General features: G+C 53.5%; 15 protein-coding genes. 6 read left to right on the forward strand and 9 right to left on the reverse strand.

Annotated elements, in window-relative coordinates:
• Positions 1 to 140 precede the first annotated feature (140 nt).
• The gene (gene zapE, locus EE896_RS17240) at positions 141 to 1,268 is read right to left on the reverse strand and encodes a cell division protein ZapE (RefSeq protein ID WP_033743099.1); all 1,128 of its coding nucleotides are present in this window, start codon (positions 1,266 to 1,268) and stop codon (positions 141 to 143) included.
• A gap of 178 nt (positions 1,269 to 1,446) precedes the next feature.
• Between zapE and zapG the strand changes: the two genes are divergently transcribed.
• From zapG to degS, 3 genes are all read left to right on the forward strand, one after another.
• Entirely contained in the window at positions 1,447 to 1,848 is a 402-nt protein-coding gene (gene zapG / locus EE896_RS17245) for a Z-ring associated protein ZapG (protein ID WP_003848291.1), read from the forward strand.
• A gap of 110 nt (positions 1,849 to 1,958) precedes the next feature.
• A complete protein-coding gene (gene degQ, locus EE896_RS17250; protein ID WP_008925399.1) occupies positions 1,959 to 3,332 on the forward strand; it encodes a serine endoprotease DegQ in 1,374 nt (457 codons plus the stop codon).
• A gap of 89 nt (positions 3,333 to 3,421) precedes the next feature.
• Positions 3,422 to 4,483: an outer membrane-stress sensor serine endopeptidase DegS gene (gene degS / locus EE896_RS17255; RefSeq protein WP_003848295.1), complete on the forward strand. Its 1,062-nt coding sequence runs from the start codon at positions 3,422 to 3,424 to the stop codon at positions 4,481 to 4,483.
• A 151-nt stretch (positions 4,484 to 4,634) separates the two neighbouring features.
• Here degS and epmA read toward each other — a convergent pair whose 3' ends face one another.
• The gene (epmA, locus tag EE896_RS17260) at positions 4,635 to 5,612 is read right to left on the reverse strand and encodes an elongation factor P--(R)-beta-lysine ligase (RefSeq protein WP_008925398.1); all 978 of its coding nucleotides are present in this window, start codon (positions 5,610 to 5,612) and stop codon (positions 4,635 to 4,637) included.
• 135 nt (positions 5,613 to 5,747) lie between these two features.
• On the opposite strand from epmA, the gene EE896_RS17265 reads away from it, so the two are divergent.
• Positions 5,748 to 6,272 carry a lipocalin family protein gene (locus EE896_RS17265; RefSeq protein ID WP_039658952.1) on the forward strand — a complete coding sequence of 175 codons (525 nt, stop codon included), beginning with the start codon at positions 5,748 to 5,750 and terminating at the stop codon, positions 6,270 to 6,272.
• A gap of 55 nt (positions 6,273 to 6,327) precedes the next feature.
• Here EE896_RS17265 and EE896_RS17270 read toward each other — a convergent pair whose 3' ends face one another.
• The 3 genes from EE896_RS17270 to efp form a co-directional block, all read right to left on the reverse strand.
• A complete protein-coding gene (locus EE896_RS17270; protein WP_003848302.1) occupies positions 6,328 to 6,462 on the reverse strand; it encodes an entericidin A/B family lipoprotein in 135 nt (44 codons plus the stop codon).
• 101 nt (positions 6,463 to 6,563) lie between these two features.
• Positions 6,564 to 6,695 (reverse strand): entericidin A/B family lipoprotein, encoded by a 132-nt coding sequence (locus tag EE896_RS17275; RefSeq protein WP_003848306.1) that lies wholly within the window; start codon positions 6,693 to 6,695, stop codon positions 6,564 to 6,566.
• Positions 6,696 to 6,746: 51 nt separating this feature from the next.
• Complete coding sequence (gene efp, locus EE896_RS17280) at positions 6,747 to 7,313, reverse strand: elongation factor P (protein ID WP_008925396.1); 567 nt, start codon at positions 7,311 to 7,313, stop codon at positions 6,747 to 6,749.
• Between the two features lie 43 nt (positions 7,314 to 7,356).
• Between efp and epmB the strand changes: the two genes are divergently transcribed.
• The gene (gene epmB, locus EE896_RS17285) at positions 7,357 to 8,385 is read left to right on the forward strand and encodes an EF-P beta-lysylation protein EpmB (protein WP_078804852.1); all 1,029 of its coding nucleotides are present in this window, start codon (positions 7,357 to 7,359) and stop codon (positions 8,383 to 8,385) included.
• A 53-nt stretch (positions 8,386 to 8,438) separates the two neighbouring features.
• Here the strand turns inward: epmB and EE896_RS17290 are convergent, their stop codons facing one another.
• From EE896_RS17290 to EE896_RS17305, 4 genes are all read right to left on the reverse strand, one after another.
• Positions 8,439 to 8,786 carry a DUF4156 domain-containing protein gene (locus EE896_RS17290; RefSeq protein WP_008925394.1) on the reverse strand — a complete coding sequence of 116 codons (348 nt, stop codon included), beginning with the start codon at positions 8,784 to 8,786 and terminating at the stop codon, positions 8,439 to 8,441.
• Between the two features lie 323 nt (positions 8,787 to 9,109).
• Positions 9,110 to 10,759: a chaperonin GroEL gene (gene groL, locus EE896_RS17295; RefSeq protein ID WP_008925393.1), complete on the reverse strand. Its 1,650-nt coding sequence runs from the start codon at positions 10,757 to 10,759 to the stop codon at positions 9,110 to 9,112.
• Positions 10,760 to 10,808: 49 nt separating this feature from the next.
• A complete protein-coding gene (locus EE896_RS17300) occupies positions 10,809 to 11,102 on the reverse strand; it encodes a co-chaperone GroES (protein ID WP_003848316.1) in 294 nt (97 codons plus the stop codon).
• 229 nt (positions 11,103 to 11,331) lie between these two features.
• Positions 11,332 to 11,793, reverse strand: coding sequence for an FxsA family protein (locus tag EE896_RS17305; RefSeq protein WP_181405311.1), 462 nt, complete (start codon positions 11,791 to 11,793; stop codon positions 11,332 to 11,334).
• A 328-nt stretch (positions 11,794 to 12,121) separates the two neighbouring features.
• Here EE896_RS17305 and aspA point away from each other — a divergent pair, with 328 nt between their 5' ends.
• Positions 12,122 to 13,558 carry an aspartate ammonia-lyase gene (gene aspA, locus EE896_RS17310; RefSeq protein ID WP_003848319.1) on the forward strand — a complete coding sequence of 479 codons (1,437 nt, stop codon included), beginning with the start codon at positions 12,122 to 12,124 and terminating at the stop codon, positions 13,556 to 13,558.
• Positions 13,559 to 13,641: the final 83 nt, after the last annotated feature.

Genomic DNA, 13,641 nt, shown 5'->3' on the forward strand with positions numbered 1-13,641 from the left:
GCAAGCCACCCCTTCGGATAGAGTTACTGGAACACAGAGGATTTGGGAAAAAAATCCTTTGCTGTAACGTGGGGTCGCAAGATTATAGAGAAGTCGGTTACAAAAATCGAACCCTATTTCGGTATTTATCCTGTTTATTCTCACGGCAGGTGCGGCAAACGCAGATACTCTTCGCTCTGCATCTCCTGAAGGCGGGATAAACAGCGCTGATATTCGAATTTCAGCCGCGTGCCCTGATAAATCTCGGTCAGTGACGTCTCCGCCGCGACTACCAGCTTCACATGACGTTCATAGAACTCATCGACCAGCGCCAGGAAACGGCGCGCCTGATCTTCGGTTTTATAGATCATCACCGGCACGTCATACAGCAGCACGCTGTGAAAACGGCGCGACAGCGCAATATAGTCATGCTGACTGCGCCCTTCACCGCACAGGGTTTTGAAGTTAATCGCCAGCACGCCTTCGCTGACACCCAGCGTCGGCATCTGGCGGTGATTAATCTCCAGAACCGGCGCCGCTTCTGGCTGGCTGCCCGACAGCGCTTTAAACATCCGCGTCATTTCAGCGTGCGTTTCCGGGTTCAGCGGATAGTTCCACAAGTGTGCGGAGGTCAGCGTGCGCAACCGATAGTCGATACCGGCATCCACGTTCATCACATCACAGTGGCGTTTTATCTGCTCAATGGCTGGCAGGAAGCGTGCACGCTGCAGACCATTGCGATAGAGATCGTCGGGCGGAATGTTCGAGGTGGCCACCAGTGCGATACCGCGTTCAAACAGCGCTTCCATCAGCGTGCCCAGTAGCATCGCATCCGTGATATCAGAGACAAAAAACTCATCAAAACAGAGGATGTCCGTTTCGGCTTTAAATTTGTCCGCGATAATCAGCAAGGGATCGCTCTGACCCTGGAGCTGCGTCAGCTCTTCATGCACCCGCAACATAAAGCGGTGAAAGTGCAGGCGCAGTTTTCGGTCGCCAGGAATAGACTGAAAAAAGAGATCCATGACCCAGGTCTTACCGCGCCCGACACCGCCCCACATATAGAGTCCACGTACCGGTTGCGGCGTCTCGTTTTTCTCTTTGCCGATCAATTTTGACAGGCGACCCAGCAGGCCAGATGCGGCTGGCGCGGCAGATTGTTGCCGGGCAACCAGCGCCTGCTGCAGCGCGTCTAAACGGGTAATTGCTTCGCGTTGTACGTCATCGGGCCTGAATTCGCCCTGCGACAGCGCCTGCTCATAGCGTGCAAGCGGAGTTGAGGTTTGCATTGTTGTTTCAAAGTCCCTGAATGGTGTCTGATTCATACCACGGTTGCTGAAAAAAAGGCCGTTCTACACTAAGCCATGCTGCTCCAGAGTTCCACATCCATAAGATTAACGGGTATAGTGACTATTATTGAAATGGTGCAATGCCCTACGGAACAATGGAAATAACACGGGAGTCATTATGACCTGGGAATACGGGCTAATTGGTTTAGTGGTAGGTATTATTGTCGGCGCAGTCGCCATGCGTTTTGGCAACAAAAAGCTGCGTGAGCAGCGCAGCATGCAGTATGAGCTGGAAAAATCGAAAGCGGAGCTGGCTGATTATCGCGAAGAACTGACCAACCACTTCGCGCAGAGCGCGGAGCTGCTGGACAACATGGCGCGTGATTATCGTCAGCTCTATCAGCACATGGCAAAAGGCTCCAATGACCTGCTGCCAAATCTGCCTGGGCAGAAAAATCCGTTTGCGTATCAGCTGACTGAAGCTGAAGCGGATAACGATCAGGTCCCGGTGCAGATGCCGCGCGACTACTCTGAAGGCGCATCGGGTTTACTGCGTGGCGAGCGCCCTGCCCGCGACTAATCTTTTTGGGGCGCAGCCTGTCTGCGCCCACTGAATTTGCGAACCCTGACCGCAAACGACTGTCACATTGATTAATTCCTCCCACCTTTTGCAGCGAGAGCGTTGTAGCAATGAAAAAACAAGCACGCCTGTTTAGCGCATTAGCCCTGAGTATTGGGATGAGTCTTGCCGCCGCGCCAGACGCGATGGCAACGCTGCCAGCACAAATTGCGGGACAGCCGCTGCCGAGTCTGGCGCCGATGCTGGAGAAAGTGTTACCCGCCGTGGTCAGTGTTCACGTGGAAGGCACCGATTCAGGTGCACAGGCTCAGGATATTCCTGAACCGCTTAAGCGCTTTTTCGGCCAGATGCCTGGCGGGAATAGCCAGCCTCAACCGTTTGAAGGTCTGGGATCTGGCGTCATTATTGATGCCGCCAAAGGTTACGTACTGACCAACAATCATGTGGTCAACGGTGCTGATAAGATCAGCGTACAGCTTGGCGACGGCAGCGAATATGACGCCAAACTGATCGGCCATGATGAGCAGACCGATATCGCGCTGATTCAGATTCAGGGCGCGAAAAACCTTACGCAGGTGAAAGTTGCGGATTCTGATCAGCTGAAAGTGGGCGACTTCGCGGTGGCGATCGGTAACCCGTTTGGTCTGGGACAGACCGCCACGTCCGGGATTATCTCTGCGCTGGGCCGTAGCGGCCTGAACCTGGAAGGGCTGGAAAACTTTATTCAGACCGATGCTGCGATTAACCGCGGTAACTCAGGCGGTGCGCTGGTCAATCTTAACGGCGAGCTGATCGGTATCAATACCGCTATTCTCGCCTCCAGCGGCGGAAACATCGGTATCGGCTTCGCCATTCCCAGTGATATGGCGATGAACCTCGCGCAGCAGCTGATCAAGTTCGGTGAAGTGAAGCGTGGTCAGCTGGGTATTAAAGGCACTGAAATGACGGCCGATATGGCTAAGGCCTTTAATGTCGATGCGCAGCGCGGTGCCTTTGTTTCTGAAGTCTTACCGCAGTCTGCCGCACAGAAAGCGGGCGTGAAGTCAGGCGATATTATTACGTCCATCAACGATAAGCCGATTACCAGCTTCGCTGAGTTGCGCGTAAAAGTCGGCACCACACCGCCAGGCGAACAGGTCAAACTCGGCCTGCTGCGTGAAGGGAAACCGTTAACGGTTACCGTCACGCTGGAGCAGAGCGCCCAGACTACTGCGAGCGCACAGCTGATGTCCCCTGCGCTTCAGGGCGCAACCCTGAGTGATGGACAGACGAAAACCGGGGATAAAGGCGTGAAGGTCGATACCATCGAGAAAGGCACACCCGCTGAGCAGGTGGGTCTGCAGAAAGATGATGTGATTATCGGTGTTAACCGCAACCGGGTTCAGACCATTGCTGAAATGCGTAAAATACTGGAGGGTAAACCGCCGGTGCTGGCTCTGAATGTAGTGCGTGGCGATGAAAGTATCTATCTGTTGTTGAGATAAACCTCGCATTACGGCGGACACAAGCACGTGTGTGTCCGCCGCTCTCATGCTATTCTCCCCTGCGATCTCCCCTGGCGTGATTTAACACCATGTTTCTTAAACTCTTGCGTGCCGTGGTGCTGGGCCTGATTGTGGCGGGTATTTTGCTCGCAGCACTGCCTGCACTGCGTATGGGCAGCGACGCCCTTTATAACCACGAAAATATTACCGACGAAACGCCCTTTAGCTTCAATCAAGGGGTGCGACGCGCCGTGCCTGCTGTCGTGAACGTTTACAATCGCAGCGCCCACACCAACAACAATCGTGGGATCACTACCCTGGGTTCAGGGGTGATCATGAATGTTAAAGGCTACATCCTTACCAACAAGCATGTTATCAACAATGCTGATCAGATCATCGTGGCGCTGCAGGATGGCCGCTTCTTTGAAGCGACGCTGGTGGGTTCCGATGGAATGACCGACCTGGCGGTTCTCAAGATTACGGCCTCCGGCCTGCCGGTTATCCCGATTAATCCAAACCGTCAGCCGCACATTGGTGATGTGGTGATGGCGATCGGCAATCCTTACAACCTCGGTCAGACGGTGACGCAGGGCATTATCAGCGCCACGGGCCGCGTAGGTCTGAGTTCGTCAGGCCGACAGAACTTCCTGCAGACCGATGCCTCAATCAACCAGGGTAACTCCGGCGGTGCGCTGATTAACTCGCTCGGCGAGCTGATGGGTATTAATACCCTGACCTTTGATAAGAGCAATGATGGTGAAACACCGGAAGGAATTGGTTTCGCCATTCCAACGGTCTTAGCCTCAAAAATCATGGATAAGCTGATTCGTGATGGTCGGGTCATCCGCGGCTATATCGGCATTACCGGGCGTGAGTTACCGCCGCTGCATGGACAGGGCAGCAATCTGGATCGGGTTCAGGGCATTATTGTCAGTGTGGTCACACCAGACGGGCCCGCAGATAAAGCCGGGATTCAGGCCAACGATGTGCTGCTCAGTGTAAACGGCAAGCCGGCCATCTCCGCACAGGAGACGATGGATCAGGTGGCAGAAATTCGCCCGGGTTCAGTGATTGAGGTGCAGGTGCTGCGCAACGATCAGAAACTGACGCTGCCGGTGACCATTCAGGAATTTCCGGACAATAGTAACTAGCTAAAACCGGAGCCAGGTCAGGGATGGCCCAGCTGATCGAAAAGAAGGCCGCCATCCATGGCGGTCGGCCTCGCCATCCTGGCTCGGACGCTTTGCTCTTCATCCGGGCCAACCCTTCCCCACTATTCCGTCACCGTTTGTGAATAAACGATTAGCAGCGATCCACCGGAAACGCGATCACGTCACTCAATGACTCCGCTTTCAACGCCAGCATGATCAGACGATCAACACCCAGCGCGACCCCCGAACAGGCTGGCATACCATGCGCCAGTGCATCCAGCAGATAAGTATCAATGGGATGTACAGGCAGGCCACGCGCCGCACGGCGACGGTTATCCTGCTCGAAGCGCTGACGCTGCTCACGGCTATCGGTCAGTTCACGAAAACCGTTCGCCAGCTCAATGCCCTTGTAATAGACCTCGAAGCGCTCAGCCACACGGTGATCTTCAGTACTGATCTCCGCCAGTGCTGCCTGGCTGGCCGGGAAATGATAAACGAAGCAGGGTTTATCCTGACCAATCTTCGGTTCCACGCCCAGCATAAACAGCAGCATCAGTAAGGTATCGCGATCTTCTTCTGCGCGCGCCAGCTCGCCTTCACCCAGCTTCTCAGCCGCTTCACGTAACTGCGCTTTATCCGCAGACAGCGGGTCCAGCTCCAGATGACGGATAAACGCCTGCTGATAAGAGAGCGACTCTGCGCTGTCACACTCCAGCACCTGCTGCATCAGATCGTCGACTTCATTCATCAGGCGGTACATGTCGTAATGCGGACGATACCACTCCAGCATGGTGAATTCGGGGTTGTGGTGACGTCCCGCCTCTTCATTGCGGAAGCTGCGCGCCATCTGGTAAATCGGGCCACTGCCTGCCGCCAGCAGGCGCTTCATATGGTATTCCGGGCTGGTCATCAGCCAGAGATCGCGCCCCTGCGCCGCGCCAGGCCCGACAAAACGCGTCTGGAATGGCACCAGATGGATATCGGTAATCGTTGCCTGACTCATCGCCGGCGTATCCACTTCCAGCACGCCGCGATCGGCAAAGAAACGACGCACTTCAGCTAAAATAGCGGCGCGTTTTAACAAATTGGCGATGGATGCGCTTGGTTGCCAGCTTGCCGTTTCGCTCATGGTGATGACTCCTGATACAAATTAGGGTGGGAAGTCTACCTGCAATGCATGTGGCAAACAATCTCGCGCCTATGCTGCCAATAACAGCGTTTCAGCTTCTATACTTAAGCGGTTAAATCACAAAGGAATCCCACTATGTCTCCATGGAAAACAGTTGTTGCCAGCCTGAGTGCTTTTCTCTCAGTCGCCTGCAGTACCACGCCGCCAAAAAACGTCACGGTCATAGATAACTTCGACAGCCAGCGCTACCTTGGTCAGTGGTATGAGATTGCCCGCCTTAATCACCCTTTTGAGCGCGGCCTTGAACAGGTAACGGCAAACTACAGCCCACGTGATGATGGCGGTCTGAAAGTGATCAATCGTGGCTACAACGTTAAAAAGCAGCGCTGGCAGGAGAGCGTGGGCAAAGCCTATTTCACTGGTGAGCCACAGCGTGCATCCCTGAAGGTCTCTTTCTTTGGCCCCTTCTACGGCGGCTACAACGTTATCGCACTGGATCCCGATTATCGCTATGCGATGGTGTGCGGCCCGAATCGCCACTATCTCTGGATACTGTCACGCACACCGCAGCTGGAGCCGGGCGTCAAAGAGAAACTGGTTGAACAGGCACGTCAGAACGGTTTCCCGGTGGAAGAGTTAATCTGGGTAAAACAGAAATAGTGCAAAAGCTGGCAAGCCGGTACGAAAAGCATTTCGTACCGGTTGGAATAACAGGTTACTTAGTGCTGTTCTGAATCGCCTGGCCACCCGCTTCGACATCTTCACCGACGCCACGTGTTGTATTACACGCCGTCAGCAGAGAAGAGAGCACCAGTACAGAGAAGATTGCGGCAATACTTTTCTTTAACATAACAATGTCCTTTTTGATGGATGTAAAGTACAGCGCTTTAAGCATAGCCGGATTTACGGCAGTTGCTGCTGGCGGGACTCTAAAAAAGACAATCCGTTAGGTCATTTTGCCGCACGGGAAATGGCACCACCTAAGTGGGAGACGTCTTCGCCAAAACCGTGGAATGTGTTGCAGGCGCTTAACGCAGAAGAGACCAGCAACGCGAACGCGATTAATTTTGCCAGCTTGATCATTTTTTTCTCTCAGACAAGAAAAAGGCGCATCCGGAGATGCGCCTGCGAATCTTATTTCACGCGTGACACGTATTCGCCAGAGCGGGTGTCAACTTTGACCACTTCGCCCTCTTGCACGAACAATGGCACTTTCACCACGGCGCCGGTAGACAGCTTGGCTGGCTTGCCGCCAGTACCCGCAGTATCACCTTTCAGGCCGGGATCGGTTTCGATAACTTCAGCTTCGATAAAGTTCGGCGGCTGAACGGCGATCGGGCGACCGTTCCACAGCGTAACGATACACTCAGCGTTATCCTGCAGCCATTTCGCTGCATCGTTTACCGTTTTCTCTTCAACCTGGAACTGCTCAAAGCTTTCCGGGTGCATGAAGTGATAGAACTCACCGTCGTTGTACAGGTAGTTCAGGTTGGTATCTACAACGTCTGCGCCTTCGGCGGAGTCGGTAGATTTAAAAGTTTTCTCAACGCGAGAACCCGTCAGCAGGCGACGCATTTTAACGCGTGCGAATGCCTGACCTTTACCCGGTTTAACGAACTCACTGGATTCGATGGCATACGGCTCGCCTTCGAACATGATTTTAAGACCGGGACGGAAATCGTTGCTAGAATAAGTCGCCATGAAGGCCCTCTACGAAAATTGACACTGGTACTAAGCCAAAAAAATGGCACACATTGTAACCCTAAAAACACCTTCCAGAGAAGATTGGTTGCAGCAACTTGCGGATGTTGTCACCGAACCTGATGAATTACTGCGGATTTTAGCCCTGGATCAGCACACCGAGCTGGCTGAAGGTGCGGATGCGCGGCGTCTTTTCGCCTTACGGGTACCGCATGCGTTCATCCGCCGGATGAAAAAAGGCGATGCGCACGACCCACTGCTGCTTCAGGTACTGACCCGTCGCCAGGAATTCATCGATGCGCCAGGTTATAGCACCGATCCGCTCGATGAACAAAGCAACGTTGTGCCTGGATTGCTGCATAAATACCGAAACCGGGCATTATTGCTGGTAAAAGGCGGTTGTGCCGTTAACTGCCGCTACTGCTTCCGCCGTCATTTTCCCTATCAGGATAATCCCGGCAATAAGCGTAGCTGGCAGGCTGCACTGGACTATATCGCCGAACATCCCGAGCTGGATGAGATCATTTTTTCCGGCGGCGATCCTCTGATGGCCAAAGATCATGAGCTCGCCTGGCTGATCGCCGCGCTGGAACAGATCCCGCATCTCAAACGTCTGCGCATTCACAGCCGCTTACCGGTCGTTATACCAGCGCGTATTACCGATCAGCTCTGTCAGATGCTAAGCGATACCCGTCTGCAGGTGATTATGGTGACGCATATTAACCATGCGCAGGAGATTGATGAGGCGCTGCGTGAGTCGATGACCAGGCTGAAGCGTGCCGGTGTGACCCTGCTGAATCAGAGCGTGCTGCTGCGTGGCATCAATGATAATGCCCAGACGCTGGCTACTCTGAGCAATGCGCTGTTTGATGCCGGTATTCTGCCCTACTATCTGCACGTGCTGGACAAAGTCCAGGGCGCCGCGCATTTCTTTGTCTCAGACGACGAGGCACGCCAGCTGGTTCGGTCCCTGCTCTCACAGGTCTCCGGCTATCTGGTGCCAAAGCTGGCGCGTGAAATTGGCGGTGAGCCGAGTAAAACACCGTTAGATTTGCAGTTACGTCAGGAATAAAAACGGCCAGCGCAAGGCTGGCCGGTTGAATACGGTAGGATGCCCGACTCACACTATGGGCACTTATAAACCTGGCCAGTCATTTTGCTGTCGAGTGGCGCGAACGCGGACAACAGATTCTGCGTCGGGCTGGTGGCACCATAAATCACGTTGCCGCCCATCTCGGCTGCACGATTGCGCAGATCATTGGCCGCACCACGCAGTGCGCTGGTTTCACCGCCTGCACCGCTCAGCCAGTTGCTCTGTGAGCCGGTGATATTGCCCAGAAGCTGACAGTTATTGCCAGGCTGCTGATCGGTAAACGTCACACGCTGCCCCGCTGAAGAGAGTTGCGTAGAGCTGCTGCAGCCCGCCAGCAATAACGCGCCAGCCGTCAGTCCGAGCAAGAGGTTAATCCGCATTGTAATCCCCATTTATTATCATCAGAGTCGGGTGGCAGCGTAGCAGAAAAAGATCTCTTTTTTCTGAACATTCATTGCCTTAATCCCGTTATATCATCTTCATATTTCAAACTGTATTCAGGCCAGCAGAGTGGCGCGTCCCGGTAACTTACGATAATAAGTCCATCCGGCGAGGCGGCAGCAGTCAGCGTGCAGACAGCGGAAGATATCAAGAGGAAAGACGAACGATTGCGACACTACTTATACTATTTTCCCGCCCAAAAGAAAAACCCCCGACCGTTTCCGATCGGGGGTTCTGTGATGACTTAAGCAGTCAACGGCAATTACATCATGCCGCCCATACCGCCCATGCCACCCATACCGCCAGCGCCGCCGCCTAAATCAGGTGCGTCGCCTTTAGGCATGTCAGTGACCATACATTCGGTGGTGATCATCAGACCTGCAACTGAGGCCGCGTACTGCAGAGCAGAACGGGTCACTTTGGTTGGGTCCAGGATACCGAAGTCGATCATGTTGCCATACTCTTCAGTCTGCGCGTTGTAACCGTAGTTACCGTCGCCCGCTTTCACGTTGTTAGCAACAACAGATGGCTCTTCACCGGCGTTAGACACGATCTGACGCAGTGGAGATTCCATCGCGCGCAGCGCAACTTTGATACCGACGTTCTGATCTTCGTTCTGACCACGCAGATCCGCCAGCTGTGCTGCAACGCGAACCAGCGCCACACCACCACCTGCAACCACGCCTTCTTCTACAGCAGCACGGGTTGCGTGCAGCGCATCTTCAACGCGAGCTTTCTTCTCTTTCATTTCAACTTCAGTTGCTGCGCCTACTTTCAGAACGGCTACGCCGCCTGCCAGTTTCGCTACGCGCTCCTGCAGTTTTTCTTTGTCGTAGTCAGAGGTTGCTTCTTCGATCTGCTGACGAATCTGGGTGACACGGCCCTGGATTGTCGCTTCTTCACCCACACCGTCGATGATGGTGGTGGTGTCTTTGTTGATCACAACGCGTTTAGCCTGGCCCAGATCTTCCAGAGCCGCTTTTTCCAGCTCCATACCGATTTCTTCAGAGATCACGGTACCACCGGTCAGGATAGCGATATCCTGCAGCATCGCTTTACGACGGTCGCCGAAGCCTGGTGCTTTCACAGCAGCCACTTTCACGATGCCACGCATGGTGTTAACCACCAGCGTTGCCAGCGCTTCGCCTTCAACATCTTCCGCGATGATCAGCAGTGGTTTGCCTGCTTTCGCAACGGCTTCCAGCACTGGCAGCATTTCACGGATGTTAGAAATTTTCTTGTCAGCCAGCAGGATGAACGGAGATTCCAGTTCAATCGCACCGGTTTCTGGCTTGTTGATGAAGTAAGGAGAGAGGTAGCCGCGATCAAACTGCATACCTTCAACCACATCCAGCTCATCCTGCAGGCCGGTGCCTTCTTCAACGGTGATCACGCCTTCTTTACCGACTTTTTCCATCGCCTGAGCAATCAGCTGGCCTACGGTTTCATCGGAGTTAGCAGAGATCGTACCCACCTGCGCAATGGCTTTAGAGTCTGAGCAAGGCACAGACAGCGCTTTCAGTTTCTCAACTGCAGCGATAACCGCCTGGTCGATACCGCGCTTCAGATCCATCGGGTTCATACCCGCTGCGACCGCTTTCAGGCCTTCGGTGATGATAGACTGAGCCAGTACGGTTGCAGTGGTGGTGCCGTCGCCTGCAGCGTCGTTCGCTTTAGAGGCCACTTCTTTCACCATCTGCGCGCCCATGTTCTCGAACTTGTCTTCCAGCTCGATTTCACGTGCCACAGAAACACCATCTTTAGTGATGGTCGGTGCACCAAAAGATTTATCCAGAACCACGTTACGGCCTTTCGGGCCCAGGGTAACTTTTACTGCATCTGCCAGTACGTTCACGCCACGCAGCATTTTTACGCGTGCGTCATTACCGAATTTTACGTCTTTAGCTGCCATCTTTAAATATCCCTTAAATTCGTTTCGTTCAGTGAATTACGCGTAAAAATTACGCTTCAACAACGGCCAGAATGTCGCTCTCAGAGATGATAAGCACCTCTTCGTTGTCGATTTTCTCGGTTTTAGCACCGTAACCTTCATTGAAGATCACGACGTCACCAACCTTCACGTCCAGCGGCTTAACGTCGCCACTCTCAAGGATGCGACCATTGCCGACAGCCAGAACTTCACCACGGGTGGATTTACCGGCTGCAGAACCGGTCAGCACGATGCCGCCAGCTGATTTAGCTTCAACTTCTTTACGCTTGACGATGACGCGATCGTGCAATGGACGAATTTTCATTTGATAGCTCTCCTTTGAGAAGTCCAATCATTCAGTTTTGGGGTTGAACACCGGGCTGCATGGCTTCCGGCCTCGTGACCAGAGAGATAGGGCCGCCACCACCCACTTTCAAGGGGGCGGACAACAAATTTTTTTATCCGGATGTGATAAGTGGTGACTTTTTAAACAGATGATGGGGTAAATAAAAAACGCAACCCGGAGGTTGCGCTTTCAGAGGCTTAAACTGCGGTTAACGATCCTTGTGATCGTCATGGTGCTCAAGGCGATCGCTATTTTTACGCTCGAACTCGCCATCCATGGTATAGCCGCTGTCAGGGCCAGCACCCGGTCCGCGCCAGACGCGCAGATGGGGCATCAGTTTCAGCGTCAGATGCTTCTGCACCGGTGGCAGCAACAGCAACAGACCCAGCAGATCAGTGAAGAAGCCAGGCAACAGCAGCAGGAAGCCCGCGATGATCAGTGACACGCTTTTTATCATCTCACTGGCCGGGCTTTCATTACGCGCCAGCTTCTCCTGCATCAGCATAAAGTTCTTCATGCCCTGATTTTTGACCAGCGACACTCCGATGCACGAGGTGAACACCACCAGAAGCATGGTAAGCAGCACGCCCATGACGTGTGCCACCTGAATGAAGAGTGAAATCTCAATCCAGGCCAGAATAAAAAAGACTAATAACGGTATCCAGCGCACCGTACTCTCCTGTAAGTAGGGGCTGAACGGCAGCGTGCCGGTCAGCAGAAAGCATTCATCCTGAGGATGATAAGAAAAGAGATGGGCACCCGCGCCGCCATTTTCAACCGATCGTATCAAATTTATCCTGCGGGGTTAATTTTGTAACCAACTTCACATATCGTTAACCAGACTGCAGCATTAAGTGATCTGCATGCGTGCTTTTCTTAAGCATCAGAATATGATCGCACACGCCCCTTTGAAGACGGATAATATGTCGGCACGGGCACACCACGACAAAATAAACACATCCTTTGTGATGGTTAGCGGCAACAATAAGAAGGTTATCATGGCGAACAACATTCGTATCGAAGAAGACCTGTTAGGCATGCGCGAAGTTCCGGCGGATGCCTACTATGGCGTTCATACTCTGCGTGCGATTGAGAACTTTTATATCAGCAACAGCAAAATCAGTGACATTCCTGAATTTGTCCGTGGCATGGTGATGGTCAAAAAAGCAGCGGCGATGGCCAATAAAGAGCTGCAGACTATTCCGCGCAACATTGCCGATACCATCATTAAAGCCTGCGACGAAGTGCTGAACAACGGCCGCTGTATGGACCAGTTCCCTGTTGATGTCTATCAGGGCGGTGCCGGAACCTCGGTCAACATGAACACCAATGAGGTGCTGGCGAACATCGGCCTGGAGCTGATGGGCCACCAGAAAGGGGAATATCAGTACCTCAACCCCAACGATCATGTGAACAAATGCCAGTCTACCAACGACGCCTATCCAACCGGTTTCCGCATCGCGGTCTACAGCTCGCTGCTGAAACTGCTTGATGGCATCAGCCAGCTGGCCGAAGGCTTCCAGCACAAAGCTGATGAATTCCAGACCATCCTGAAAATGGGCCGCACCCAGTTACAGGACGCCGTGCCGATGACACTTGGTCAGGAGTTTCACGCGTTCAGCGTGCTGCTGAACGAAGAAACCAAAAGTATTCTGCGCACCGCTGAACTGCTGCTGGAAGTAAACCTGGGCGCGACCGCCATCGGTACCCGCCTCAATACGCCGGATGGCTATCAGCATCTGGCTGTACAGCGTCTGGCGGAAGTCAGCAACCTGCCAGTAGTACCGGCGGAAGATCTGATTGAAGCCACTTCTGACTGCGGCGCTTATGTGATGGTCCATTCGTCACTCAAACGTCTGGCCGTGAAGCTCTCCAAAATCTGTAACGACCTGCGCCTGCTCTCATCCGGTCCGCGCGCGGGTCTGAACGAAATCAACCTGCCAGAGCTGCAGGCGGGCTCCTCCATCATGCCAGCCAAGGTCAATCCGGTGGTGCCGGAAGTGGTAAACCAGGTTTGCTTTAAAGTGATTGGCAATGACATCACCGTCACGATGGCCTCTGAAGCGGGCCAGCTGCAGCTCAACGTGATGGAGCCAGTTATTGGCCAGGCGCTGTTTGAGTCAATCAGCATCCTGACTAACGCCTGCTACAACCTGCTGGAGAAGTGCGTCAACGGCATTACCGCCAACCGCGCGGTGTGCGAAGCCTATGTCTTTAACTCGATTGGTATCGTCACTTACCTCAACCCTTACATCGGCCACCACAATGGCGACATCGTCGGCAAAATCTGTGCGGAAACCGGTAAAAGCGTGCGCGAGGTCGTGCTGGAGCGTGGTCTGCTGACGGAAAGTGAACTGGACGATATCTTCTCGGTACAGAACCTGATGTACCCGGTTTATAAAGCCAAACGTTATACCGATGAAAACGAACAGTAAGGCTTAACCGACGCTGGTTAACCAAAGGCACACCGCGATCAACACGGTGTGCCTTTTTTTTTGGTACACAGCACACCCCGGTT

The sequence above is a fragment of the Pantoea eucalypti genome, assembly GCF_009646115.1.
GTDB classification, from domain to species: domain Bacteria; phylum Pseudomonadota; class Gammaproteobacteria; order Enterobacterales; family Enterobacteriaceae; genus Pantoea; species Pantoea eucalypti.

Excerpts from the sequence above, each read along its gene's own strand:
- zapE (WP_033743099.1), bottom strand. The coding sequence starts at position 1,268 with ATGCAAACCTCAACTCCGCTTGCACGCTATGAGCAGGCGCTGTCGCAG.
- zapG (WP_003848291.1), top strand. The coding sequence starts at position 1,447 with ATGACCTGGGAATACGGGCTAATTGGTTTAGTGGTAGGTATTATTGTC.
- degQ (WP_008925399.1), top strand. The coding sequence starts at position 1,959 with ATGAAAAAACAAGCACGCCTGTTTAGCGCATTAGCCCTGAGTATTGGG.
- degS (WP_003848295.1), top strand. The coding sequence starts at position 3,422 with ATGTTTCTTAAACTCTTGCGTGCCGTGGTGCTGGGCCTGATTGTGGCG.
- epmA (WP_008925398.1), bottom strand. The coding sequence starts at position 5,612 with ATGAGCGAAACGGCAAGCTGGCAACCAAGCGCATCCATCGCCAATTTG.
- EE896_RS17265 (WP_039658952.1), top strand. The coding sequence starts at position 5,748 with ATGTCTCCATGGAAAACAGTTGTTGCCAGCCTGAGTGCTTTTCTCTCA.
- EE896_RS17270 (WP_003848302.1), bottom strand. The coding sequence starts at position 6,462 with ATGTTAAAGAAAAGTATTGCCGCAATCTTCTCTGTACTGGTGCTCTCT.
- EE896_RS17275 (WP_003848306.1), bottom strand. The coding sequence starts at position 6,695 with ATGATCAAGCTGGCAAAATTAATCGCGTTCGCGTTGCTGGTCTCTTCT.
- efp (WP_008925396.1), bottom strand. The coding sequence starts at position 7,313 with ATGGCGACTTATTCTAGCAACGATTTCCGTCCCGGTCTTAAAATCATG.
- epmB (WP_078804852.1), top strand. The coding sequence starts at position 7,357 with ATGGCACACATTGTAACCCTAAAAACACCTTCCAGAGAAGATTGGTTG.
- EE896_RS17290 (WP_008925394.1), bottom strand. The coding sequence starts at position 8,786 with ATGCGGATTAACCTCTTGCTCGGACTGACGGCTGGCGCGTTATTGCTG.
- groL (WP_008925393.1), bottom strand. The coding sequence starts at position 10,759 with ATGGCAGCTAAAGACGTAAAATTCGGTAATGACGCACGCGTAAAAATG.
- EE896_RS17300 (WP_003848316.1), bottom strand. The coding sequence starts at position 11,102 with ATGAAAATTCGTCCATTGCACGATCGCGTCATCGTCAAGCGTAAAGAA.
- aspA (WP_003848319.1), top strand. The coding sequence starts at position 12,122 with ATGGCGAACAACATTCGTATCGAAGAAGACCTGTTAGGCATGCGCGAA.